This is a genomic window from Gemmatimonas phototrophica, from assembly GCF_000695095.2.
Classification (GTDB): domain Bacteria; phylum Gemmatimonadota; class Gemmatimonadetes; order Gemmatimonadales; family Gemmatimonadaceae; genus Gemmatimonas; species Gemmatimonas phototrophica.
This window is the reverse complement of record NZ_CP011454.1, coordinates 872,467-897,491: the sequence shown is the minus strand read 5'-3', so window position 1 is coordinate 897,491 and position 25,025 is coordinate 872,467. Positions and strand designations below refer to the sequence as shown.

Sequence of the window (25,025 nt, the reverse complement as noted above, 5' to 3'; positions counted from 1 at the left end):
GTATGGATTGTCCGAGTAATGAGGTCGTTGGTTCACCTCGACCTCATTACCCGGAGCCTCACATGAGACGGTCCACTACGCTCGCCTGTTTACTCGCCCTGCTTGCACCGCTCGGCGCCTGCACCACCAACGAACCAGTCACCACCGAAGTGGGCGGTCCGGCGTTTGCGAAAGCCACCACAACGGCTGACCCCACCGCGACCTGGTACCTCCCCGCCGCGAACAGCGGACTTACCGGCGACGGCGCGTATCTCACAAGCGGCAGCACCGAGTCGGTATATGCCAACGGTGTGTGTGGCGTAAGCACCCGCATCTTTGCCTCTGCCACGGGGAGTGGCGATGCAACACTGCAAACCGACAACCCCACCAGCAAGACACGGACCTGCGCGGCGTTTCCTCGCAAGGTCACGCTGTCGTATGTGAATGAAGCAGGCGTGGCCATCGTAGACCGGCGCCCCGTGTTCATGAATGTGCGCAGCATTGCCACCTTCGGAAGCGCGATTGCCGTTGGCGAAACCCGCGACGGCATTTTCGCGGTCAACCTCTCCGGCACGGGGAGCGGCTGCAATGCGCTGCGCTGGAACATCGTCTTCGACGGCGCCACGACGGGCGCCTCGTACATCTCCGTCACGCGCCTCGATCCCACCACGTACCAGGTGCGTTCAGCCCCAGGCGCCAAGGCCTACTGCGTGGACAACGGACAGCTCTACGACATCCACGTCAACTTCAGACTCGTCTCCAGTCGCGCGATTTAGACGGGTCAGATCTGAGATCGGAGAATCGCGAGTCAGAGGTGCGCGGTGGGACGATCGAGTGTGCGATGGATATCGAGGGTGAGAGGCCCGATTAAAGCGAGTTGAGAGGTCTGAGTGCTTCGTCCGCGCGTGTGTGCCCCGCACGGACGCTGCGGGAACAGCGCCTCACGGACACCGCGGGGAGCAGCGCTGTACCAGCGCTGTTCCCCGCCGTTACCCGGTAACCCATAACCCATAACGCTTTTACAGCGGTTCCCGCAGTTACCGGCGTGTCCCTGCGCACGCTCCCGCAACGGTTTCTCCTACCGCGAACTTCAGCACTACGAGGGCGTCCAGTATTTCCATTTTCCCGTCGCAGTTCGCGTCGGCGGCGGGGAAGAGGGACACGGTGCTCGGGATCTGTACGCCAATGAGCGCCTGCTGGATGAGCAACGCGTCGGCGGCGTTCACTTGCCCGTCGTTGTTCACGTCACCGCGTAGCACCTCGGTGGCCGCAGCAAAGTCGTAGGCCCAGATGCCTCGACCGTAAGTGGCAGCCACGAGTCGGTTGGTACGGGCGTTGTACACCAGATCGGTAATGCGAATGGTGGGCATCCCGCTCTGGCGCGTCCACGATTGCCCTTCGTTGGTGCTTTCGTACACGCCATACATGTTCCCCACGTACAGGCGCCCGCCGGGACCCCAGACCACGGCTTGCGTGGTGACATCGGGCAGCGTGCCAGTAATGTTGCTCCACGTGGCGCCGCCATCGCGGGTGATGTACACGTGCGGACCACCCGAGCCACCAATGGTGACCACGGCGGTGTTGGCGTTGGTGGGGTTCACCGCGAAGTCGGTAATGGTGCGCGTGGGGAGCGTGGTTTGCGGCGCCAGCCAGGTGGCACCAAAGTCACGCGAGTAGCGCACGTTGCCGTCGTTGGTGCCCACGAAAATCACGTTGGAATCGCTGGGCGCCAGCGCGATAGCATTGATCACGCCGGTGCCACGGGTGAGATCGGGGGAAATGGGCGTCCACGCGGCGCCCTGATTCTCCGTGCGGAACAGTCGTGCACCGCCAAAGTAGAGACGCGACGGACGCGACGCGTCGAGCACAAAGGGCGCAATGAAGGCGCGCCGCCGTTCGGTGGTGGTGTCGACCCAAATGCGTGTCGCGGCGCCGGTGGTGCCGTTCATGCGAAACAGATTGCCGTTCTGACTCGACACGTAATACGTGGTGGGCGCGTCGGGATTGATGGCGGTAAACGCCCCGTCGCCACCAAACACGCCGTTCCACTGCGCGATGCCGTTGCGCGTGATGATGGTGCCGTTGTCCTGCAGCCCGGTGAGTACGCCGGTGGGGTCGGTGGGGTGCAGCGACAACCCCGGATAGTGCAGCGAGGTGGTGAGCCCGGCGTTGAGCGACTGCCACGTGGATCCCTTGTCGCGCGACAGGAACAGACCGCCATCGTTGCCGGCCAGGACGCGGCGGGCGTCGTTGGGGTCCACGGCCACGGCGTGCCAGTCCACATGAATGCGCTCCGCCATTTCGCGGAAGCTCGTGCCGCCGTCCACGCTCTTGTAGGCGCGCACGCCCCCAATGTAGATGACGTTGTCATCAACGGGGTCTACGGCAATCATGAGGTTGTAGTCGCTCTGCCCGCCAAAGTTGATGCGCCCTGAAGGTTCGGGTTGCCGTGGCCCGATGGCGTCGAGCGTGGTGCGCGAGTTGGTGGCATCATCCCAGCGCCAGAGCCCGCCCAGCTGTCGATCGGGGCGACCGGCCAGCATCCACACACTGCCCGGCCGTGCGGGGGAGACGGCAATCTCCATACGCTGTACGGAGTCGGTGCCAAAGGTGGCCACCTGTGCCCAGTTGGCGCCGCGATCGTTGGAGCGCCACAGCCCCGGCGGAAAGGCGCTGCTCGCCACGCCCACGCGTGCCGCGTACAGTACGTTGGGGTCGGTGGGGTGCTGCTTGAGGTCGCTGAACGTGAGCGCAGGGGTCACCACCGTCCACGTTTGCCCACTGTTGGTGGAGCGCATGATGCCACGCAGCGTGGCCGCCAGCAGCGTGGTGGCGTTGGTGGTACCGGCACTGGCCCGGTCTACCACCAGGCTGTAAATGGCCCACGAGGTGGCAGCATTTTGCGTAAACACGTTCGCACCAAAGCTGCTCCACGTGGCGCCACCGTCGGTGCTGCGCAGCACGCCGCAGCCGGCGGTGGCTTCGTACACTTCGCCCGTACCCACGTACACGATGTCGGGGTTCACCGGATCAATAGCGATGGAGCCCGTGGCCAGTGAGCACTCGGTGTCGGTGAGCGGCACCCAGCTGGCGCCTTCGTTGGTGCTCTTCCACACGCCACCCGCCGACGTACCGGCGTAGATGATGTTGCGATCGGTAGGATGAAACGCCAATGCCGGTACGCGACCGGCGTCGAGCTGCGGCAACGAGCCAAAGAAACCGTTGTCCATGTACAGCCCGCGTGGTCCAATGCTTGTCCACCGTTGTGCTTGCGGCACCGTTACGGCCGCGCGCAGCGACCCACGGGCGCTCCCCACCGCGGCCAGCCAACTGGTGAATGACACCCCGGTGCTGGCCTCGGTGGCTCCGGCCACACCGTCCCACTGCTCAATGAGCGCACGGCGACGCACTTCTGAATCGCCTTCGCGCTGCTGCGCACCGACACTGGCCGCCACCACGCACAGCGTTGCGGCGGTGAGCCGCACGACGCGCGACATGATCCCTGTGTTCATCGCGCCCCCTTGTCGTTCACGAGCATAATGCGCAGGGCATTGGAGCGCCCGCGTCGACTTTCAACGCGGATGTCGTAGGCGCCACTGGCAAGCGGCTGCACCGGCGCCGGCCCACGATCGGTGAGAAAGGTGTCATCAACGGGCACCCCAAAGCGCATCGTGCTGTCATTCAGCCGCGGCACCGACGGAATAACGAGACGGCCAAAGTGTACCGTGTTGAGCGAATCAAAACCGGCACCGTGTACGGTGATTTCCACCGGTATGCCGTTGGTGATGTTGGCCGTGGCCGGCGTGACGCTGGTAATGATGGGCGCGCGGCCGCTTTGCGCGTGGCAGGCGCTCAGCGCCAGTGCGGCGAAGATTGTGGTGAGCTTACGGCCAGTATTGATGTTGGGGCTGGCTTGTTTTGAACTGCTTATTGCGAGGACTGCTCCGTTGCGGCGGACAGGGCGTCCAGACGAGGACTGGCCCCGGCAGGGGCAAGCGGCATACTGCTGCGGTGAGTTCAATCTTTTTAGTATTTGATCTTGAGGAGGTGGAGAGTGCCTGTCGCATGTACCGTCACAGTCCTCGTTCACGGCACGAATGAACCGCACAGCCGTCGTGAGTTGCGCCGAGCCAGCAAACGGCACGGAGCAGTCCTCGCGCAAGGCCGTTCCAAACATCTTGAGGCCAAAGCGAGGGGTAGGATTCACCGCACCACCCCCGCCACACTCTGCGCGCGCACCTGCAACGAATCGGCAAGCGACTGCCCGCGCACGCTGTGGGCTTCGCTCACACTCATCGTCCATACGTCCGACGGCAATGCCGTGCCAGCGCGCACATAGGTGAGCCGCACCAGCGCTCCCGCATGCGTCCCCCCAGCCCACGCGGCGGCCACACGCACCGTGCTGTCGTGCGCCTTGCACGCCAACAGCGCCTGCGGCTGCTGCGCATCGCACTGCACAAAGCGCCAGCTGGCCGGCTGCACCACTTCGCCAGTAAAGCTCCCCAACGCCGCAGGCGCGCCACCACCCAGCGTAATGTCGAGCGACACCGTATCGCCGCGCTGCTGCGACAGCAACGCCAGTGATGTCGCCACCTCCGGTGTCACCGCCTCCGTAAAATCCGGCTTGGCGCAGCCGGCGAGCAACAAAGCGAGCAGTACAAGCCCCCCTGCAACCCGCCCCCTGCCCCCTGCTCTCTGCTCCCTCATCAGTTCGCTCTTCACGGAATCACCACCACCGGATTGAACACACTCGTCACCGCCGTAATGTCCGACAAATCACCCTGCAGCAACTGATTGAGCGTAATGACCACCTGGTTCCCCTGCCCGCGTTGGTTCACCGTACACCGCAAGCGAATGAGTTGCACCGCGCCACTCACTGGCGCGGTGGACGCCCAAGTGAGACGCAGCGATTGCTGCGCATCCACGAACTGGGTCTGCACGTTGGCCGCGAGTGTCGAAAAACCCGTGACATTGAACGGCGAGAACACCCCGGCGCGACTGCCGGGCCAGGCAATTTCCATGTCGGCCGCCGAGAGCGTGCGTCCGTCACGCGGCACGATTTCAATGGTGATGGAGAACGTGTCGGTGCGCACGCGATAGCTGGGCAGCGTGGCGCGCACGATGGGGCCAGTCCCACTCCTGGGCACAAACACCAGCACCGAATCGGCAATGCCGGCGTTGCGGCTGGCCTGCGCCACCACAAACGTGCGCCCCGGCTGCGCGCCGGTAATGCGACCGTCGGCGGCGACCGTGGCACGCGTGGGATCGCGCGAGACCCAGCGCACGCCGGTCGTGGCCATGGCTTGCCCCTGCGCGTCGCGCGCCAGCAAAAACGGCGTGCGCACACTGGTGGTGGTGCCCAACTCGATGTTGCGCACCGCCGTATCGGCGTCGCTGGCTGCCGTAAGAATGCTCGTGGGCTGCGGCGACACATCTGGTGGCGTGACCTCAATACTCCTCGAGGTCACCTCGGCCAGTCCGGTCGCCGCAAACTGCACCGTGCGAGCGCCAGTCCCACTGATAAACGACAGCCCTGAAAAGGTGGCGCGCCCCAGCGTATCGGTGACCGCCGTGGCCGACGCAAGCGTGGCGCCACTGCTCGTGGCGCGTATCGTAACGCCACTCTCCGGAGAGGCGTTGCCAACGCTATCCACCAGCCGCACAATGGGCGCCGGTGAAACAATCGTATTGCTCTCCACCGTGAGCGGTACGTCGCGCTCGACCACTACGCGTTGCGGCGCTCCACCCAGCAAGGTGAGGGTCGCGGTGGCCGGATTGGTAATGTTGTCGGCCCGGAACGTGAGCGTGCGTGCCCCCGCCACACCGGTTACCGTGAGCGCCGAAAAGAGCGCCCGCCCCTGCGCATTGGTCACCGCGGCAGTACCCGACACATTCGTGGTGCCAGCCCCGCCGCTCACCGCCACGGTCACGGCTCGGCCGCTCAGCGCCGCGTCGTTGCCTTCGCTGTCGAGCAGCTGCGCGGCCACTCCCGACGCGCCACCGGCAATGCCACTGCGCAGCCGCGGTGGCGTGCCGCGATAGCCAATGGCAACCGCTGGGCCGGCGGAAAGGTCGAACGAGTTGGAGGCTGCCGACGCGAGCGCCCCCGACGTGAACACCAAAGTGCGTGAGCCAATGGTGCCACGCACAGTGAGATCGGTGAAGCGCGCCACCCCCTGTTGCGCGGTGAGGCTGGTGGTGCCGGTCACGGTGCCGCCGCTCACCCCAACCGCCACGAGCACACTCCCGGTGGTGACCAGGTTGTCGGCGTTGTCGCGCACCTCGACCACTGGCTGCGTGGTGAGCAGTACCCCCGACGCGGCCCCGGCGGGCTGCGTGGTGACCACCAGCTTGACCGCGGCCCCGGGCGTCACGGTCACCGTAACACTGCTGGAGGCGCCGGCAGAGGTGGCGGTAATGTCAGCCGTACCGGTCCGCACCCCCACCACCAGCCCCGACTGGGCTACGGTGGCCACGCTGGCGTCGGCAGTTGTCCAGGTAATGGACGGATTGTTCACCACCCTCCCCTTGGTGTCGCGGTAGGTGGCCGAGAGCTGTAGCCCGGCCCCCGAGGCAAGGGTGGCGGCGCCGTTCGGGGTAATGGTGACCACGGCCGGCACATCAGGGGCGGCAGGGTCTCCACCTCCTCCGCAGGCAGCGAGCGCGGCGCAGAGGGCCAGGCCGAACAGGAATCGCATTATGTGGTGCGAGAAGGGGCGGGAAAGAAGCGTTGTGCTACGGTACGCCTTGGCGCGGATTAATTCAAATCCATTTGTGCTGGGGCGGGCATGGCGGTGAACGGCAATCAGGAGGGGCGGTACGCCGCTGGAATCATGTCGGAGCCAGTCCTCGTCTGGACGCTCAGCCCGCCCACACGGAGCAGTCCTCGTAAGGCCGTTCGAACCCAGCTCGCGACCAACACCGGTGCACGGGCTGGCACCGCAGCACTGCATTACGAGGACTGTCCCGATGAGGCGGATACGGCGTCCGGACGAGGACTGCGACGGTGAATTCGACCGGCACGCTCCACCTCCGCGAGATCCAAAAATCAAAGGAATGAACAGCCCAGCCAGAGCGGTACGCCGCTGGAATCATGCCGGAGCCAGTCCTCGTACGGACGTTCGAACCCAGCTCGCGACCAACACCGGTGCACGGGCTGGCACCGCAGCACTGCATTACGAGGACTGTCCCGATGAGGCGGATACGGCGTCCGGACGAGGACTGCGACGGTGAATTCGACCGGCACGCTCCACCTCCGCGAGATCCAAAAATCAAAGGAATGAACAGCCCAGCCAGAGCGGTACGCCGCTGGAATCATGCCGGAGCCAGTCCTCGTACGGACGCTCAGTCCGCCCACACGGAGCAGTCCTCGTAAGGCTGTTAAGGCCCCACACCTATTACCAGCCGGCGTTCGCGAGATACCAATCCACCGTGTCAGCCAGCCCCTGCGCGAAGGGAATGCGCGGACCAATACCCAATCGAGTCCGCAGCTTGTCGCCGTTTAGCGCGTACCGCCGGTCGTGACCTGGGCGGTCAGTGACATGCGCCAGCAGCGAGATGCAGGGCTCCCCGCGCGCGGCCGGACAGGCGGGGTATCGCGAAGCCAGCAGCGGGTCGGCGCCAAAACGCGCGTCCAGCACGGCGCACAGCTGCGTCACGGCGTCGAGATTCGTGCGCTCGTCGTAGCCGGCAAGGTTGAATGACTCCCCTTCTACGCCTGGCGCCAGCAACACCCGCTCCAGCATGGCGCAATGGTCGTGCACATGCAGCCATTCGCGCTGCTGCAGGCCGTCGCCGTACAACGGCAGCTTCTCTCCCATCAACGCCCGCCGCAGCATGTGCGGCAGCAGCTTTTCGGTGTGCTGATACGGCCCGTAGTTGTTGGCGCAGTGTGTTATGACGTACGGCAGTCCGTACGTGTTGCCGGCCGCCCGCACCAGGTGATCAGCGCCCGCTTTGCTGGCCGAATAGGGGGAACTGGGATGGTACGGGCTCGCCTCGGTGAACGGTGCGTCGTGCGCACCCAGCGCACCGAATACTTCGTCGGTGCTGATGTGGTGAAAGCGCACCCCCTCGCGCCAGCGGCCGCCTTGGCACCACACGGCGCGCGCCGCCTCGAGCAGCGTGTGTGTGCCCCACACATTCGTGCGCACAAACGTGTCGGGGGCGGCAATGCTGCGGTCCACGTGACTCTCGGCGGCAAAGTGCACCACGTGCGTTATGTGGTGCGTGGCCAGCAGCTCACGCACCAGCGGCCCGTTGCCGATGTCGTCGTGCACGAACGTGAGCGCCCCCTGTGCTTCCAGCGGCGCCAGCGTGCCCCGGCGGCCGGCGTAGGTCAGCACGTCGAGCACCACGAGGGGGTCGTGCGGAAACCGGGCGTGCCAGTGGTGCACGAAGTTGGCGCCAATGAAGCCGGCAGCGCCGGTGACGAGGAGGCGGCGAGGTTGGGCGGGGGGGACGGGCATGAGGTGTAAACTGCCACCAAGGGGCGGGGGGCGGGGAGCAGGAGGCGGGTAGCAGGGAGAACCGCCACCAGGGAGCAGGAGAAAGGCGGTCAGGGTGAAGGCCCTGAAAAAAGCAAAGCCCGCCGGGTGAAGGCGGGCTTGGGGGAACTGCGTGGTGGTTCTAGCGCGACGGCGCTCCAGGTGCGGCGGAGCGCCCTGCGCCCCTACACCCGCCGCCAAAACTGCGAGCGGCGCATGGTAAGGGTGCTGGCCCCCAGCAGCACCACGGCGCAGAGCGCAATAGCCGCCGAGGCGTTGAAGAGGCGGGCGAGGGCCCCAATGGCGAAGGACCCCACGGCCTGTGAGAGCCCCACAAACACCAGGGAGTAGAAGGCCATGAGCCGGCCGCGGAACCGCTCCTCCACCATCATTTGCAGCACGCCGTTGGAGAGGGCGTTCCAGGTGATCATGGCCAGCCCGGCGGCAAAGAGCAGCGCGTAGGCCACCGACACGTTGCGGGTGTAGGCAAAGATCAGCAGCAGCGTGGGAAAGAGCATGGCCGCCGCCATGAGCACCGGCCCTTTGTGGGCGCGGTGCGACAGCGGCCCCGCCACCAGCAGCGCGGCCACCAGCCCGCCCACCCCCACCACCGCCAGCATCACGCCGTAGCCGCCGGCGCCCAGCCCAAGCTGGTCGCGGGCCACCACCGGCAGCAGCGTGAGAAACGGCCCACCAAACACCGCACCGGTGGTGACAAGCAGCAGCAGATCCCGCACATCCCCTTTCTTGAGCAGATACCTCAGCCCCTCGGCAGCATCGGCCGACGCCTGCCGCAGGGTGGCGGAGAGCGCCTGCGGGGCGAGTGCCCCGGTCACCAGCGGCGTGGCGAGGGTATTCTGTTCACTTGCGGAAATAGCGCTATGCTGACCTTGTACCGGCGGAATGGTGATCCGATAAAGTCCCCACAACACCGCCACAAAACTCAAGGCGTTCAGCCCGAAGCACCAGGCAATGCCGAACTGGCTAATGACTATGCCGCCCACCGCGGGGCCTACTACGCGCGCCAGGTTGAAGCCACTGGAGTTGAGGGCAATGGCGGATTGCAGGTCGTCCCGCCCCACCAGCTGCACAATCATGCTTTGCCGCGCCGGAATCTCCACGGCGCTGGCCAGCCCCTGTACGAACTGCAGCCCCAGCAGCAGCGGGATGTTCACGTGGCCGGTGTAGGTCACCAACCAGAGCACACTGGCCTGGACCAGAAACACCGCCTGGGTGAAGCGCACAATCTGCAGGCGGTTGCCGCGATCAATAAGCGCCCCGGCGTGCATGCTGAACAGCACAATGGGAATGGCGCCCACGCTGGCCACCAGTCCCACCACAAACGCCGAGTTGGAGAGCTGGAGCGCCAGCCACCCCACGGCCATGGTTTGCATCCAGGAGCCGATCAGACTGAGCGTCTGCCCAGTCCAGAAAATCCGGAAATTCCGGTGTCGCCCGAGGGCGCGGAACGGGTTGGCGGAGCGATTGGCGGGGGGCGTGGGCACGTCGCAATATCGTTGGCACTGGCCCCGTTTCGCGCCTGGGGCTTTGCCAATGACGTCCAACCAGACCAAACCCATCCGTGTGGGAAGATCACCACACCGCTGTCGGATGTGTGGCACATGATGATGAGTTCACGGGCAGACTGCACCACGTCACATATTCGTTAAGTGACTGCTATTCAATGACCTGCGCAATGCCTCCGGCCGCCGCCCCCACGTGGTGACAGGCGGCACATGAGTTGCCATTCATACTTCCGTAAGCCAGAGCCTGCCCCGCAGGCAGACTCGGCAAATGCCGGACAATCCTTTTGGAGATCACCATGCGTTCAATTTTTGCAGGCGCTGCACTGCTCGCTTCTGTCGCTTCCACCGCGGGCGCGCAGGTCACGGCGACCTCGGTGAACGGCGCGCCGGACCCGGGCGTGGGACCTTTGTCGACGTTTACGGCGACGGCTGGCCAGACCAACATTCTGAACTTCAACGATTGCTCCGCCGGGAACGCCGGGAACGGCTTCAGCACCACAGGGCTGGCTGCCGGTATCTCCATCTCCGGTGGCGGCTGCAAGACGGTGAGTGCCTCCGGACAGTGGGCCAAGCCGGCTACCAGCATGTCGGGCGGCGGCTTCTACACCACCACGTCGTACCCCAACAGCCCCATCACCATCGACTTCACGTCGTGGCTCTCGAGCAACTCCTACAACAGCGTGTCGTCGTTGAGCTTTTACTGGGGCTCCATTGACAACTACGCCTCGAGCCAGAAGGTCCAGCTGATTGGCGCCAACGGCAACGTGCTCAAGGAGATCCTTGGTCAGGAGCTCACCACGATGTACGGCAACCAGACGGCGCAGCAGTCGAACCGCCGCCTCAACTTCGCGCTCGACGCCTCGGCGGCGCAGGATTTCCGGAAGCTCAAGTTCTACTCCAACCAGGCGGCGTTCGAGTTCGACGACATCGCCATGCAGACCACGTCGGCGGGCACGGTAGTGCCGGAACCGGCCACGGTCACGCTGCTGGCCAGCGCCCTCGGCGTGCTCGGCCTTTTCGGCGCCCGCCGCAAGCGTAACGGGAATACGCAGGGCTGATTCGCTCCAGTGGGTGGGCGTGACGCTCACCCGGTACAACAGAACGAAACCCCGTCAGTCCGGCCTGCCGGACGGCGGGGTTTTGTTTTTGGCGCTGGCGGGATCATGGAGGGGGCACCAAGCGTATAGTTGCTATTCTGCTGTCTTCGTCTGCTGAGGCACCCCATGCGGTTTCATACGTACACCAAGTTCAACCCCCAGCTGGCCGACGCCGTCGACTTGCAGGCATTGCTCGACCAGCTGGCCGACTTTCTGTTGCAGTCGGGCTTTGCGGGGGGGAATCAGGGATACTGGGGCGACCCCGGCGAAGAAGAGAGCGACCGCAGTGTGGACTCCCTCAAGGACGCCATTCTGCGCGCGCTCATTGAGAGCGGGCAGCTGACCCCCGAAATGCTGCAGGCGTTGCGAGGCGAAGGGGACTCGGTAAGCGAAGAGAAGCTGGCCGAGCTGCTGGACGGGTTGGTGCAGCGCCTCATTCAGGACGGCTTTTTGTCCACCGACCAGGGCGCCAACGTGCCCGGTGGCCACCAGCCGGTGACCGGTAAGGGCTCCATTGCCCAGGCGGCGGCCAAGGATGTGCAGTTCAACCTCACCGACAAGGGTGTCGACTTTTTGGGCTTCAAAACGCTGCGCCATTTGCTGGGCAGCTTTGGCAAGAGCAGCGTAGGCAGCCACGATACGCCGCAGTTGAGCACGGGCGTGGAAAGCGACGCGTGGAGCAAGCCGTACGAGTTTGGCGACACGCTCAACCTGGACGTGCCGGCCACGCTGGCCAATGCATTGGCACGCAACGGTTCACTCGATGTGCCCATTGATCTCGACTACAAGGATCTCATGGTGCGGCAGAGCGAGTTCCGTTCAAGCTGTGCCACGGTGCTCATGCTGGACACTTCGCACAGCATGATTCTGTACGGCGAAGATCGCTTTACGCCGGCCAAGAAGGTGGCGCTGGCGCTAACGCACCTCATAAAAACGCAGTTCCCCGGTGACACCATTCGGGTGGTGCTCTTTCATGACAGCGCCGAGGAGATTCCTATTTCCACGTTGGCGCGCGCGCAGGTAGGGCCGTACCACACCAATACCGCCGAAGGGCTCAAGCTGGCGCGCCGTATTCTCATGTCGCAAAAGAAAGACATGCGACAGATCATCATGATTACCGACGGCAAGCCGAGTGCGCTGAGCATGCCCGACGGGCAGATCTACAAGAACAGCATGGGGCTGGACGGCTACGTGATTGCCGAAACGCTGCGTGAAGTGGCGGCGTGCCGGAAGAGCAACATCATGATCAACACGTTCATGTTGGCCCGAGACCGCGCGCTGGTGGAGTTCGTGAAGCAGATGAGTCAGATCAGCCGCGGCAAGGCGTACTTCACGAACACCATGAGTTTGGGGCAGTTCGTGCTGATGGATTTTTTGAAGAAGAAGACGAAGCGGGTGAGTTGAACTCACGAAAACAAAGAGGCGCCCAGTGGGCGCCTCTTTGTTTTTCACCGATCGCGCGGAAGCGCGCGTCGCTCGTACCGACCGTCGGGCGAGTCGGCCAGCCCGCGAATGCGGGCGCGGCCCGGGGCGAGCCCCTTTGTCACGTTCCGCGTGTCCATGATGAGCGTGGCTTGATTCACGACGCGCTGGTAATCCACCGCTTTGTGATCGGTAATGATGACCACGGCATCAGCCCACGCAAGCATCTCGTCGCTGAGCTCCACACCGTTGCGTACATGTCCATCATCCTCTCGGAAAGACGCAATGAACGGATCGTGGAATTCCACGTGGGCTCCGCGCTGCTCAAGCAGGCGAATGATGTCAAGCGCCGGGCTTTCGCGCACATCGTCAATATCCCGCTTGTACGCCACACCAAGCACCAGAATGCGGCTGCCGTTTACCGCCTTGGACACGTCGTTCAGTGAGGCGGCCGTACGTTCCACCACCCACTCCGGCATGTGCGAGTTGATCTCGCTGGCGAGGTCGATGAAGCGCGTCTTGTAGTTCAGCGTGCGCATCTTCCAGGCGAGATAGTGGGGGTCGAGCGGAATGCAGTGCCCGCCAATGCCCGGGCCCGGGGTGAACTTCATGAACCCGAAGGGCTTGGTGGCAGCGGCGTCGATGACTTCCCAGACGTTCACCCCCAGTTTGTCACACACAATCGCGATTTCGTTCACCAGCCCGATATTCACGGCCCGGAAGGTGTTTTCCAGCAGCTTCACCAGCTCCGCCGCTTCCGGCGAGCTGACCGGCACCACGGTGTCGATGCAGCTCTGGTATAGCGCCGTGGCCACCTCCACACAGGCCGGCGTAATGCCGCCCACCACCTTGGGTGTGTTCTTGGTGTGGTAGACCGGGTTGCCCGGGTCGACCCGCTCGGGGCTGAACGCCACGAAGATGTCGCGCCCCACCGTGAGCCCCTGGGCTTCCAGGCGGGGCTGCAGCAGTTCCCGCGTGGTGCCCGGGTACGTGGTGCTCTCCAGCACCACGCACAGTCCCGGATGGGCCTGCCGCGCGATCGCGTCCGCCGCGCTCAGCACAAAGGCCATGTCCGGGTCCCGCGTCTTGGAGAGCGGCGTGGGCACCGCAATGGAGATGGCCTCGCACTCCCGCAGCCGATCTTCCTGCGTCGTGGCCACAAACCGCCCCTGCGCCACCGCCGCCTGCACCGTGTCGCCGGCAATATCCTGAATGTGCGACTGCCCGGCCATGAGCAGGTCCACCACCCGCTGACTCACGTCGTAGCCAATGACCGTAAAGCCCGCCTGCACGAATTCCATGGCCAGCGGGAGGCCCACGTAGCCGAGGCCGATCACCCCGATGACGGCGCTCCTGTCTGCTATACGCGCGATGAGCTGCTGTGAAAAGTCGCGGTCGTTGGTGAGGTGTTGCGGCATCGTGTGGGTGGCCTGGTTACGTAAATGTTTGATTGCTGTCGAGCACTTTGAGTGAAACGAACCCTTCGGAAGACCGCTCCGAGCGATACTTTTGGCGTGACAGCCGGTCCGCCGTCGTCGTCGTATGAGACGCGGGTTTCACTCAAATTTGGACTCATCTTGAAAATACTTCATATCGTCGGTGCACGGCCAAACTTTCCCAAGCTGGCTCCGGTACATAAAGCGGCACGCGCCCTTGGCATAGAGCAGATCATCGTACACACTGGGCAGCACTACGATGAAGCCATGTCGGCAGGATTTTTCCGTGACCTCGATATCCCTGCCCCCGACGTGAATCTCGAAGTGGGGTCGGGTAGTCACGCGGCCCAGACGGCGCGCATCATCGAACGCTTCGAACCTGTACTTCTCGAGCACCGCCCCGATTGGTTGGTGGTGTACGGCGACGTGAATTCCACCATGGCCACGGCCATCGTGGCCGCCAAACTTGGCGTACGTATTGCCCATGTTGAGGCAGGGCTGCGAAGCAATGATCGTACCATGCCGGAGGAAATCAATCGACTGGTCACCGATCGCCTGGCGGATTTGCTGCTCACCCCCAGCACCGATGCCGAAGCCACCTTGCGGGCCGAAGGCGAACCGGCAAATGAAATTGTCTTCGTGGGCAACGTCATGATTGATACACTGTTCACGTCGCTCCCCAAGGCAGAACAGACCGGGTTTGCCCAAAAGCTTGGCGCCACTGGCAATCACATTGTGGTCACGCTGCACCGTCCGTCCAACGTGGACGACGCCGAGCGACTCCGGACCGTGTGTGCCGAACTTGTCGAACTGGCAAAGACACGGCAGGTATTCTTCCCGGCGCACCCACGAACACAACAGCAGTTGAAGGCACTGGGAATCGACCTTGGCGGCATCACTCTCTCGGATCCGATTGCCTATTTCGAAATGCTGGACCTTGTGCGCAACGCGCACGCCGTCATTACCGATTCCGGTGGTTTGCAGGAAGAAACGACGGCATTGGGGATTCCCTGTTTCACCCTGCGCCCCAACACAGAGCGCCCCATCACCGTGGTCGAAGGGACGAACCAGCTGGTGCACGACCTGACCACACTGTCGGGGCTTGTGGCACAGGCCATACGCTCCGTTCCGCCACGACGCCCTGCGGGATGGGACGGCAAGGCTGGAGAGCGTGTGGCTCAGGCGCTGCTCGATCGCCCCTGACACAGACAATGCTGGTATCACATTCCCGGCACGAACAGCACAACACCGGGCTATGACCACAATACCCTCCGGCGGCAATGCGCCGCCGGAGTGACACGAAGCGCGGCGCCGTAACAGTGCGCCCTCAAGAGTGATATACCGCACAAGGTGCGTACCGTCACGGTCGGGGCTGCCACGCGCGATCTGTCCTGACAATGTTGTGTGCTCAGCCAATGCTGTTACGGTCCCGGCATTTTTAGCAAACCACAGCAAGGGTCGCTCGTCCTCGGAGTGATGCGATGAAGCTCACCGACTTCGCCCTTTTGTGGTACCAATATGCTCGCCCGCTTTGCTGCTGTTGTTTCGCTCGGCCTCTTGCTCAGTGCCTGCAGTGGTGATGCCACGGCGCCTGTAGCTCCGGATCCCTCCACCCCCATCGCGAAAGACAACGGCCTTACCGGCATTGTGGCGGTGGAGGTGGGCGGTCTGCCGACGACGGCATCGGCCAACATCGTGATTGTTGGCCCCAATGGCTTTGAACGGCGGCTCACCACCAGTGGCACCGTGAGCGGTGTGCCATTGGGTCGATACCAGGTGAATGTGAGCCCGGTGAGCACGCCAGAAGGAGAATGGGTGCCCGAACTGGCCACGCAGGAGCTGGTGATCTCAGCGGCTGCCACCGTGCAGGCCGTGCGCACGTCGTTCCGCCTCTCGCTGCGTCGCTCGGAAATTGTGGTGGCTGTTTCGGGACTCCCCAATGGGACACCGGCCAACATCACGTTGAGTGGCCCCGGTGGCGCCAGTGCCGTCGTGACCGGCAGCGACACCATTGAAACGACGGTTACTGGTGAGTGGACACTAGTTGCCCAAACGGTCTCAGCGGGTGGTTACTCCTACAGCGTGACCCCTTCGTCGCAAACGGGCACCCTGCGTTCACGCGATCAGCTGCGGTTCGCCGCGCCCTATGCGCTATCGAGTGGCGCGCTTGCGGTGTCGGTGAGTGGATTGCCGGTTAGTGCCAGCGGGACAGTCACGGTGACAGGGCCAGGCGGCTTCACGCGCGCGCTCACCAGCACCACCACGCTCACGGGGCTTACCCCAGGCAGCTACACCGTGGCGGCATCGGCGGTAACGGTGAGTGGCACCACGTACCAGCCCGCGCCGGCCTCCAGTGTTGTTGAGGTAACGGCCAGCCTGGTCGCGGCGGCGGCACCGGTGACCTACTCCGCCGTGGCCGCGCCCTCTGGCACGCTGGTTCTTTCGGTTACCGGCGTACCGGTTGGCGCGAACGGCAGCGTGTTGATATCCGGCCCCAACGGCTACACGCGCACCATGACACAAGGTAGCTCCATTGCCGGACTCACTGCCGGCAGCTACATCCTTTCTGCGCAGCGCGTGCGCACCACACTCGGCACCTACGACCCATCACCGGCGTCGCAGATTGTCAACGTGCCGGTGGGTGGTACCATTGCCGGCACCGTGAACTACAGCGCCTTGCCAGCCGTGGCGCGCGTCACGTTGAGCGGCGTGCCATCGGGCGCGGCCGCTGCGGTGCAGGTGACGGCACCGGGCGTGGCACCTGCCCAGGTTTCCGCCTCTACGTTCATCTCAGGTACGTCGGGCACGTGGACACTCAGTGCGGCCAGTATACAGAGCGGCGGCTTCTCCTACGCCCCCACGCCCACGTCATCATCGCAAGCAACACTTGCCGGTGACACGGCGCAGTTCCCGGTGGCCTACGCCATCAGCACCGGCGCCATTGCGGTGAGCCTCAGTGGTGTGCCTGCCGGCGGTACGGCCGTGGTTACCGTAACCGGCCCCAATGGCTTCTCCCGCATTGTATCCGCCACACAGACGTTTACCGACTTGCCGCCGGGCAGCTACACCGTTTCGGCATCGGCCATTACGGTGAGCGGCGTTACGTATCAACCGTCGCCTGCAACCCGTACCGTCTCCGTTACGGCATCGCAGGTGGCGCAGGCAGCGCCGGTGAGCTACGCCTCGCAGACCGGGAGCATTGTGCTCACGCTCGCCGGCCTCCCCGCCGGCGCCGTGGGTGATGTACTGGTCACAGGCCCCAACAGCTATTCGCAGGTGGTCGCTCAGTCCACCACGCTCGCTGCACTCCCCACAGGCACCTATACCGTGGTTGCCCGTACCATTCGCACCACCCTGGGCAGCTACAGCGGCGCGGTGTCAGCGGGCACCATTACGGTTACCACCAATACCTCCAGCAACAGCACGGCCACCTATAGCGCCATGCCAGCGGTGGTGATCATCAACACCAGCGGCGTACCGAGTGGCGGCAGTGCAGCGCTTACGCTTACGTCGCCCACGAATGTGGTGACCAACCCCACCACATCCACCACGCTCTCTTCGGCAGCGGCCGGTCGGTGGCGCCTTACTGCGGCGAGCATTGTGAGCGGTGGCTCCAGCTACGCGCCCACTCCCGCGAGTTACGATCAGACCGTGCTGGCGGGTGATACGCTGCGCTTTCCCGTTACATACGCGCTGAGCAGCGGGGCCATTGCCGTTACGGTGAGCGGCTTGCCCGGTGCGACGAATGGCAACGTGACAGTCACCGGACCCAATGCCTTCAGCCGTTCGGTAACCGCCACGACGACGATTACCAACCTGACGCCTGGCACCTATACCGTGTCGGCGTCGAGTGTATCGGCGTCGGGCATCAGCTACACGCCGTCGCCCACCTCGCGCACGGTAACCGTGACGGCCTCGTTGGTGGCGCAGCCGGCGCAGGTCACGTATACGGGGCAGTTTGGCCGGCTCACCCTGAGTGCCAGCGGCTTGCCGATGGGTGCAACGCCTTCCTTCAGCCTCACTGGCGCCGCCACTCGTAGCATTACCGGGGCCGTGACAACGGATTCACTTCCGAGTGGCGCGTACACCATTACGCCGGCGACGGTGGTGTACAGCGGCAGCACATATACCCCAACGCCGGCCAGTGCGAATGCCACGGTTACTACGGGTGGCACCAGCAGCGCGTCGTTCAGCTATGCAGTGAGCGGTGGCGGTGGAGGGAGTCCGAATTTGATGATTGAAAACGTGTACCTCACCCAAGCGGTACAGAACTGGGCAGGTACCACGGCAATGGTCGTTGGTCGCGACGCGCTCGTACGTGTCTTTGTTCGCGCCGATGCGGCGAACAGTGTGCGACCGAGTGTTCGCTTACGGGTGTACGATAATACCACCCTGCTGTCAACAATCACGATCGCAGCGCCTGCCACATCGGTTCCTACCGCGATAAGTGAAGGGGTGTTGGGCTCAAGCTGGAACACGGTCATTCCAGCCGCGAATGTTCGCGCGGGGCTTCGTATTCTCGCTGACATAGATCCGTCAAATGCCCTTGGCGAGACCAATCGCACCGATAATACCTGGCCATCAACGGGGGCCCCGGCAGCGATCGCGACCATCGACGTTGCGGCCCTCGATGTTCGGTTCGTGCCGGTTACCGTTCAGGGACTGACGGGCAATGTCTCTGACGCAAACAAGGAACAGTATTTGGAACTGGCAAAGCTGATTCATCCACTGAAAGAAGTTCGTGCGACCGTGCGCGCGCCTTTCACGTCAAGCGCAGCGGCTCTCCAATCCGGCAATGGCAATGGAGCATGGATTACGGTGCTGAACGAAATGAACGCTTTGAGGGCCGCAGACGGTGCGACCAGCACACTCCATTACTACGGAGTAGTGAAAGCAACCTACGGATCTGGCGTTGCAGGCTACGGAAATCAGCCTGGTCGTGCGGCAGTGGGATGGGACAATTTCCCATCGGCAAAAAACATCGCCGCGCACGAGCTGGGACACAACTTCGCGCTGGCACATGCCCCGTGTGGCGTATCGGGCACCTCTGCCTACCCATACAGTGGAGGCGTCACCGGCGCGTGGGGCTGGAATTCGTTAACCAATAGCGCTGTATCCCCGACCGCAACGGATATTATGGGTTATTGCGGGAATCAGTGGGTCAGCGACTGGACATGGGGACGAGTTGCAGGGTGGAGGGCGATTTCGGGTTCGGTTGTGAGCGCTGGCATTGAGGAGGGTCTGCTGGTCTGGGGGCACGGCGGAAGCTCGGGGTACGTACTTGAGCCGAGTTTCCCCGTGAGAACTCGCGCAACGGCTGAACCGGCGCGCCCAACCCATGAAGTCGAACTGTATGACGACATGGGAGTGATGATTGCTCATAGACTCTTCATGATGGATCATGTTGATCATGCCAGCGAGGACGTGAGCGAGCAGTTCGCTGTTGTCGTACCACTCGAAGCGTCTGCCCGTGAGCGGATCGCACGTGTCGTAGTCCGCTCCCTTAGATCACCGCTGGCTTTGGTGTCGGCTGAAGGGAAGCGGAGCGCGCTACTGCTTGGAGGGAATGACACCATTCAATCCCGCGAGCTCCCAGCGACAAAGATTACGAGGGTTGACGGTCAACGCCGTCAAGTCTCGTGGGATGATCGGACCTTCCGGATGGCGATGGTTCGGGATCGAGACACCGGGCAGATACTCGCCTTTTTGCGGAAGCCTGGAGACAGTTTCGTTGGGGGAAGCAACCGGATCGACGTGGTTCTGTCTGATGGCGTCCGAAGCAAGAAAATTTTGTTCTGATGCGTGACTACCACACCTGTTGCAGCAGATTGACGATTGTGCCGCTGCTTTTTGACAACTGATTTTCAACGCAAAGGCCCCCGCGGATTTTCTCTCTCCAGGGATAGCCATAAGTGCTTATCAATCAAGGCATTGCGAATTATTTCCAATAAGCGAGAAATACTAGGCGGCGGAAGACAAGCGATAGAATCGGCGGCACATGGTTTGCTATTAATGTTTCCGAACGGCGAAAGCTATCCGCCGGCCATGGGCTTCTGGTGAGCACAAAGGACTCACCGGCGCCGCCACTCCCGTTTTTGGAGAATGTACGATGAAGCTTTTTTCGAAATCTTTGCTCGCGGTGGCGACCGTCAGCGTGATGAGCCTGCCGGTTGGCGCGCAGACGCCTGCCAACGTCACCGTCAACATCAGCAATCTGAACAACCAAGCCGACTGGGTCGCCCGGGCTAACCCGGCCGGCTTCAGCACGATCGGCGGTGGCTGGCGCGCAACTGTCACTGGCATACCGAAAGCTTTGACGGTGCCTCAGGATCTGATCCTTTATTGCTTCGACAGCCAGCGCCAGTTCGCGTACAACACGAACATGAACTACACGCTGTTATCTTTCGGTGATTTCCTGTCCAATGCGGGAGTTGTTGACGGTCTGCGCGCTGCTCAGTGGGACCAGATCAATGTGCTGGACCTCAATTATATGGTCGAGAGAGCGAGCGGCTACGATATGACGGGCGCGATCACGGCCAACAACAACACTCGTCAGACCGACATCTGGAACACGTCGAACAATGGCGCGGCCAGTGCGAGTCCGTTCAACAAGGCTGCCAATGCGTATTCCAACAGCTGGATGATCCTGGTTGACCGGAATGAGTGGGCGAACGGCAACGGTGCGGCGATTGACGGGCGCCAGTCGTTCCTCGTACAGATCGGTGGAGGCGGTACGGTTGTTCCAGAGCCTTCCACCTACGCGTTGATGGGTGCTGGCCTCGTGGCGCTCTTCGCTGTGTCACGCCGTCGTCGCAATACGGTCGCGTAAACGCATTCTGCAGGCTTCATAAAGAAGGCCCCGCCAAAAGCGGGGTCTTTTTTATGAAGCCAATGGACGTGTTGAGGCTTTCCGTGTCACCTTCTACCTATTGTATTGTGCTCAGTGTGCCCCAATGCGGAAGATCATCACCGGCACCGTCATCAGCATGATGCGAATGTCTTCCCACAGGCTCTGACGACGCATGTACTGGATGTCGAAGTACACCTTGCGCCGCACATCATCCAGGTCGCGATCGTAGGGGTTTGAGACCTGCGCCAAACCAGTTATTCCCGGCTTTACGCGCTGGCGCACCGGATACTCCTCAATCTGCTCCCGCAATCGCACAAAGATTGAAGGACGCTCCGGCCTGGGACCCACAATATTCATGTCCCCCACCAGCACGTTGTACAGCTGCGGCAACTCATCAATGCGCGACTTGCGAATGAACCGCCCTATGGGTGTTACCCGGTCGTCATTCTGCGTGGCCCATACCGCCTGCCCATTCACCTCAGCGTCCACGCGCATGGAGCGGAACTTGTAAATAGTGAACGGAATGCCCCCCAGGTCTTCCCGCCGCCGCTCGTGCAGCGCCCGTGTACGGTTCCACCGCCGGTCAATGCCAACCCGAACCTGGGTGTAAAAAACTGGCCCACGCGAAGTGAGACGAATGAGCGCCGCCGTGACCGCCATAACCGGCGTGGCCACCACCAGCATGGCCAACGCTACAGAAAAATTGAACACGCGTGACGCCTGCTCCGAGCGCTCGCGTGGCTCAAAGTCGTCATTGGGGCCGTTGGCGCCGGCATACTCGGCAATCTCCGGAGACGCCGAAACCGGTGCCTCACGCTCACCGCGCGAAGCACTCTTGGAACCGCCGGAAATGGGGATTACCGATTCAAATCGGGACATGAATAATCAGACGCTCAAACTTCGCGGTCGTAGTACCAGCGCAGGAAGTTGATGAACGCAAACGTGAGCGACGAGAGAATGAACAGCATTTGAACCGCCAGCTGCCAGTTGATCTTTCGCTTCTGCGGAATATGAACATCATCACCACTTTGTACATCTGCCTGCTCCAGCGTACGCCCCTCTTTCAGATAGCGCTTGGAGTCCTTGGACTTCACCACCGAAGCACTGCCGCGGTTAACTTCTAGTTCTGTGAGCTTTGCGTTTGGGGCCGGCCCGCCGGCCAGCGTGACCAAATCCGACAGCGGACGGTCGGGCACCGCATAATAAAAACCCGGACGCTGTACCGCACCAAGAATGGACACGCGCGTCAGAATGAGCGTACGCGTATCCACGTTGCGCAAATATCGTGCGACATGAGAGTTGATGCGCGCGTCCAACTCTGAGCGTAAGACGCCTTCCAGTGTGACATCAGGAATATTGAGAATGCTGACCTTAAGGCTGTCGCGCACGGCTACCGTATCCGACCGTACGCTGTCCTGCCGAATAGTGAGTACAAAGCGATCGCCCACCTTGAAATCACCACTCTGCAATCGCGCCTTTATTGCAGCGACCTCTGCCATTGCTTTGGCTCGCGCATCCTTTTTGAGCGCGCTCCCTGCCACCTGCCGCTCCAACGTTGATATCCGCTCGGCCAGCTCCGCACGCGAAGCACGCTGCGCGCCCGAGGGGCTTGCCTCCTGCGCCTGCAGCGGGAACGTCGCCAGCATGGCGAGCAACGCGGCACCGGTAATCTGCTTGGCCAACACTGTATGGCGCATCACGAGCGCCCTCCCTGCTTCATCTCTCCATCTCCACGTGTACCGTCGGTGATACGCGCCACCGGCTCTTCATCGGTCGCGGCATAGTCCTGATAGTAGGAATAATACTGATATGCCCCGGTCATCTTGATGCCATTCAGCACCGCACCCATGACACGAACCGGTAACGTATCCACCACCTGCATCTTGGCTGCGGCCATCTTGCGGTCGGTCACGCCGGCGCGCATGACCAACGCCATGTTACCGGTTGCGGTCGCCAACGCATAGGCATCAAAGCCGGCGCCAAGCGGCGGCGAGTCTACAATGACCACATCGTACTCGGCAGCCATCTGATTGATGAGCTGGTTCAGCCGTGGCGTAGCCAGCAGTTCCGGTGCACGACGGCGACGCGCGCCACCTGGCATTACCGTGAGATTGGGGTGCGACTGGACCGGATGCAGTACCTCGGCAATGAGCGCCGTACCGTCCAGGTATTCCACGAGCCCCGGCTTGCTGGTAATCTGAAAAGTCTTGGCCAGCTCGCCGCGACGGATGTCTCCGTCTATGAGCAGCGTACGTGCCCCGGATTCGGCAAAGCTCAGAGCAAGGTTGCTCGAGATAAGACTCTTGCCGTCGTTGGGGCCAGGGCTGGTAATCGTCATGGTGAGCGGTCGCGATGGGTCCGCGGCGTAGCGCACATTCATGCGAATGGTGCGGAACGACTCCACCACCTGAGCAGCTTCATCCGTCTTGCCGCGCTTCCCCTTGCTGTGAATGACCGGCACCACGCCCAGCACAAACAGCCCCAGATCGTCCGTGGCCTGCTCTGGATAGCGGAAGCGCTTGTCCACCTGATCAAGTAAAATGGCCAGCACCACACCAAGACCAAGCATGGCAGCAACTGCCGCGAAAATTATGACCGGGGCGGTGTTCTTGGTTGGCCTGAGGGGTGCAACGGCCGGATCAAGAATGCTGACGTCGGGAATGGTGGCCGCTTCGGCCAGTTTGGCTTCGGCCGCCTTGAGGTTGAGGTTGCGATACATCGCATCGCTTACCTCCACCTGGCGCTTGAGCCGTTGCTCCTCAATGGTGCGCGCCGGAATGTTGCGCAGGTCCTTGCTGCTGCGATCAATGGTGGCCACGAGGGCTTTTTCACGCAGCTGCAGCTGCCCCAAATAGGCATCAAGCGCGCCTGGCACCGAGACGGTCCGCAACGTCTGCAGTGCGGCCTGCTCGTCCTTTACCTTCTGGTATTCGTCGGTGTAGCTCTCGCGGAGGCGACGCAGGTTGAACTCACGATCTGCCTGTTCCGCCAGCACCTTCCGCAGATTTTCTGCGGCCGGGTCGGTGTTTACGCTGGGCACACTCAACACGGCTTCCCGGGTGATGGGCGCGCCCTGCTTGCCGGCGTTCAGAATGCGCTCGAGCGCTTCACGATCGCGCTGGTAGCCATCGGCCAGCACCTTGTCTCTGAAGTAGTTATCAAAGACCGGGTTGGTGGTGAGCTCAATGCCAGGGGTTATGGTCTGGCGTTCGGTGGGCTCCGTTACCGTGCGTACGCGAAAACTTTCCAGCGCGCCTTCGGCTTCGTTGAGGCTCTTGGCGGCGAACTCTCGCTGCCCTTCCAGAATGGCCGCCACTGAGGTGACGTTCTTTTTCTTGAGTGCCGTGGCCACCACCACAAATTGTTCGACCCACGCGTTCAATGTGGCCGCAGTGCGCGGCGCATCGTTGCCGGTGAGATTGAGGAATAGGAACGATGAACCGTTGGCCAGATTCATTTTCAACTTCTTGATCAACGCAATGGACGCTTCACGCGGCGTCTGCACATTGAATCCCACGTCTTTCCGCCCAGCCAGCGCCTGTGATGTGGGCTGCCACATAAAGCCCACACGCGTGCCAACCGAATCGCCCACTGCTCCCTGCTCAACCTGCAGGCCACCCGATGTCTCCAGAGTGTAAGTTTGGCCAGTCAGCTTTAATATGTACGCACCCGGTCTGAGCGGAACCTGCTCGCTTACGCGGAACGACCGGAACAGAGTGCTGTCGCCAGCGGCAGAGGGGGTAACAAACAAGGCCAAGCTGTTCACCACTGGGTCGGCGATGGCAAAGGAGCGAAGCAAGTCCTGCCACCCCGAGGCCTGCAGCAGTTCGTCGGCTTGAATGGGGCCGCGACTCTGTCCGCCGTTGCTTATCCCCGTCCCCTGCTCCAGCAGGATGGTGGCGCGCACCTCAAACTCGGGTTCAATGAAGGTGGTGGCCATGTAGCCGGCCCCCGCCCCAACAATTCCAAGCAGCATAATAAGCCACTTGAAGCGGTTGATGGCCGCCAAATATCGCCCCAGCGAAGGCCCTTTGGGCTCCGGGGCTGCCTCCTGCCCGCCCCCCCAGTCAGCCGGAGGGGCTCCATCCTGATATGGTTCCAGCGCAACATCGCGCGGCGAAACGGGCTGAATCTGCTGTCCGGACATTTATAAATGACGGCGTGGGGAACTGGCGTAATGTCTGGCTAATGACGGCTGTTCAATCTGGTTGGCAACACGGTGATGCGTA

The 25,025-nt window shown here is 62.6% G+C and carries 16 protein-coding genes; 6 read left to right on the top strand and 10 right to left on the bottom strand.

Going from position 1 to position 25,025, the window contains the following annotated elements:
* The first annotated feature begins 62 nt into the window (after nucleotides 1-62).
* Nucleotides 63-755 (top strand): hypothetical protein, encoded by a 693-nt coding sequence (locus GEMMAAP_RS03770; protein ID WP_026850183.1) that lies wholly within the window; start codon nucleotides 63-65, stop codon nucleotides 753-755.
* A 261-nt stretch (nucleotides 756-1,016) separates the two neighbouring features.
* On the opposite strand, the gene GEMMAAP_RS03765 is transcribed toward GEMMAAP_RS03770, so the two are convergent.
* The 6 genes from GEMMAAP_RS03765 to GEMMAAP_RS03735 form a co-directional block, all read right to left on the bottom strand.
* Nucleotides 1,017-3,476, bottom strand: a complete 2,460-nt coding sequence (locus GEMMAAP_RS03765; RefSeq protein WP_158514722.1) for a dockerin type I domain-containing protein — start codon at nucleotides 3,474-3,476, stop codon at nucleotides 1,017-1,019.
* An 11-nt stretch (nucleotides 3,477-3,487) separates the two neighbouring features.
* Nucleotides 3,488-4,000, bottom strand: coding sequence for an IPT/TIG domain-containing protein (locus tag GEMMAAP_RS20260; RefSeq protein WP_145978985.1), 513 nt, complete (start codon nucleotides 3,998-4,000; stop codon nucleotides 3,488-3,490).
* 182 nt (nucleotides 4,001-4,182) lie between these two features.
* Nucleotides 4,183-4,623 (bottom strand): hypothetical protein, encoded by a 441-nt coding sequence (locus GEMMAAP_RS03750; protein ID WP_158514721.1) that lies wholly within the window; start codon nucleotides 4,621-4,623, stop codon nucleotides 4,183-4,185.
* A 74-nt stretch (nucleotides 4,624-4,697) separates the two neighbouring features.
* Nucleotides 4,698-6,677 (bottom strand): Ig-like domain-containing protein, encoded by a 1,980-nt coding sequence (locus GEMMAAP_RS03745; protein WP_026850188.1) that lies wholly within the window; start codon nucleotides 6,675-6,677, stop codon nucleotides 4,698-4,700.
* Between the two features lie 699 nt (nucleotides 6,678-7,376).
* Nucleotides 7,377-8,447 carry a dTDP-glucose 4,6-dehydratase gene (gene rfbB / locus GEMMAAP_RS03740; protein ID WP_043581099.1) on the bottom strand — a complete coding sequence of 357 codons (1,071 nt, stop codon included), beginning with the start codon at nucleotides 8,445-8,447 and terminating at the stop codon, nucleotides 7,377-7,379.
* Nucleotides 8,448-8,650: 203 nt separating this feature from the next.
* Entirely contained in the window at nucleotides 8,651-9,970 is a 1,320-nt protein-coding gene (locus tag GEMMAAP_RS03735; protein WP_026850189.1) for an MFS transporter, read from the bottom strand.
* 317 nt (nucleotides 9,971-10,287) lie between these two features.
* On the opposite strand from GEMMAAP_RS03735, the gene GEMMAAP_RS03730 reads away from it, so the two are divergent.
* Nucleotides 10,288-11,049 carry a PEP-CTERM sorting domain-containing protein gene (locus GEMMAAP_RS03730; protein WP_026850190.1) on the top strand — a complete coding sequence of 254 codons (762 nt, stop codon included), beginning with the start codon at nucleotides 10,288-10,290 and terminating at the stop codon, nucleotides 11,047-11,049.
* A gap of 165 nt (nucleotides 11,050-11,214) precedes the next feature.
* Nucleotides 11,215-12,492 carry a vWA domain-containing protein gene (locus tag GEMMAAP_RS03725; RefSeq protein WP_026850191.1) on the top strand — a complete coding sequence of 426 codons (1,278 nt, stop codon included), beginning with the start codon at nucleotides 11,215-11,217 and terminating at the stop codon, nucleotides 12,490-12,492.
* A gap of 44 nt (nucleotides 12,493-12,536) precedes the next feature.
* On the opposite strand, the gene GEMMAAP_RS03720 is transcribed toward GEMMAAP_RS03725, so the two are convergent.
* Nucleotides 12,537-13,928 carry a nucleotide sugar dehydrogenase gene (locus tag GEMMAAP_RS03720; protein WP_026850192.1) on the bottom strand — a complete coding sequence of 464 codons (1,392 nt, stop codon included), beginning with the start codon at nucleotides 13,926-13,928 and terminating at the stop codon, nucleotides 12,537-12,539.
* Between the two features lie 96 nt (nucleotides 13,929-14,024).
* Between GEMMAAP_RS03720 and wecB the strand changes: the two genes are divergently transcribed.
* From wecB to GEMMAAP_RS03705, 3 genes are all read left to right on the top strand, one after another.
* Nucleotides 14,025-15,149 carry a non-hydrolyzing UDP-N-acetylglucosamine 2-epimerase gene (gene wecB / locus GEMMAAP_RS03715; RefSeq protein WP_343125107.1) on the top strand — a complete coding sequence of 375 codons (1,125 nt, stop codon included), beginning with the start codon at nucleotides 14,025-14,027 and terminating at the stop codon, nucleotides 15,147-15,149.
* Between the two features lie 315 nt (nucleotides 15,150-15,464).
* The gene (locus GEMMAAP_RS03710; RefSeq protein WP_026850194.1) at nucleotides 15,465-19,745 is read left to right on the top strand and encodes a M66 family metalloprotease; all 4,281 of its coding nucleotides are present in this window, start codon (nucleotides 15,465-15,467) and stop codon (nucleotides 19,743-19,745) included.
* Nucleotides 19,746-20,055: 310 nt separating this feature from the next.
* On the top strand, nucleotides 20,056-20,775 hold the full coding sequence (locus GEMMAAP_RS03705; protein ID WP_026850195.1) for a PEP-CTERM sorting domain-containing protein: 720 nt from the start codon (nucleotides 20,056-20,058) through the stop codon (nucleotides 20,773-20,775).
* Between the two features lie 111 nt (nucleotides 20,776-20,886).
* Here the strand turns inward: GEMMAAP_RS03705 and GEMMAAP_RS03700 are convergent, their stop codons facing one another.
* The 3 genes from GEMMAAP_RS03700 to GEMMAAP_RS03690 are packed head-to-tail and all read right to left on the bottom strand — an operon-like array spanning nucleotide 20,887 to nucleotide 24,943.
* On the bottom strand, nucleotides 20,887-21,675 hold the full coding sequence (locus tag GEMMAAP_RS03700; protein ID WP_053334294.1) for a sugar transferase: 789 nt from the start codon (nucleotides 21,673-21,675) through the stop codon (nucleotides 20,887-20,889).
* 14 nt (nucleotides 21,676-21,689) lie between these two features.
* Nucleotides 21,690-22,442, bottom strand: coding sequence for a polysaccharide biosynthesis/export family protein (locus GEMMAAP_RS03695; protein WP_158514720.1), 753 nt, complete (start codon nucleotides 22,440-22,442; stop codon nucleotides 21,690-21,692).
* 50 nt (nucleotides 22,443-22,492) lie between these two features.
* On the bottom strand, nucleotides 22,493-24,943 hold the full coding sequence (locus GEMMAAP_RS03690) for a polysaccharide biosynthesis tyrosine autokinase (protein WP_026850197.1): 2,451 nt from the start codon (nucleotides 24,941-24,943) through the stop codon (nucleotides 22,493-22,495).
* Nucleotides 24,944-25,025 lie beyond the last annotated feature (82 nt).

Coding starts and splice junctions, on each gene's coding strand:
- GEMMAAP_RS03770 (WP_026850183.1), top strand. CDS start 63: ATGAGACGGTCCACTACGCTCGCCTGTTTACTCGCCCTGCTTGCACCG.
- GEMMAAP_RS03765 (WP_158514722.1), bottom strand. CDS start 3,476: ATGTCGCGCGTCGTGCGGCTCACCGCCGCAACGCTGTGCGTGGTGGCG.
- GEMMAAP_RS03745 (WP_026850188.1), bottom strand. CDS start 6,677: ATGCGATTCCTGTTCGGCCTGGCCCTCTGCGCCGCGCTCGCTGCCTGC.
- rfbB (WP_043581099.1), bottom strand. CDS start 8,447: ATGCCCGTCCCCCCCGCCCAACCTCGCCGCCTCCTCGTCACCGGCGCT.
- GEMMAAP_RS03730 (WP_026850190.1), top strand. CDS start 10,288: ATGCGTTCAATTTTTGCAGGCGCTGCACTGCTCGCTTCTGTCGCTTCC.
- GEMMAAP_RS03725 (WP_026850191.1), top strand. CDS start 11,215: ATGCGGTTTCATACGTACACCAAGTTCAACCCCCAGCTGGCCGACGCC.
- GEMMAAP_RS03720 (WP_026850192.1), bottom strand. CDS start 13,928: ATGCCGCAACACCTCACCAACGACCGCGACTTTTCACAGCAGCTCATC.
- GEMMAAP_RS03710 (WP_026850194.1), top strand. CDS start 15,465: ATGCTCGCCCGCTTTGCTGCTGTTGTTTCGCTCGGCCTCTTGCTCAGT.
- GEMMAAP_RS03705 (WP_026850195.1), top strand. CDS start 20,056: ATGAAGCTTTTTTCGAAATCTTTGCTCGCGGTGGCGACCGTCAGCGTG.
- GEMMAAP_RS03700 (WP_053334294.1), bottom strand. CDS start 21,675: ATGTCCCGATTTGAATCGGTAATCCCCATTTCCGGCGGTTCCAAGAGT.
- GEMMAAP_RS03695 (WP_158514720.1), bottom strand. CDS start 22,442: ATGCTGGCGACGTTCCCGCTGCAGGCGCAGGAGGCAAGCCCCTCGGGC.
- GEMMAAP_RS03690 (WP_026850197.1), bottom strand. CDS start 24,943: ATGTCCGGACAGCAGATTCAGCCCGTTTCGCCGCGCGATGTTGCGCTG.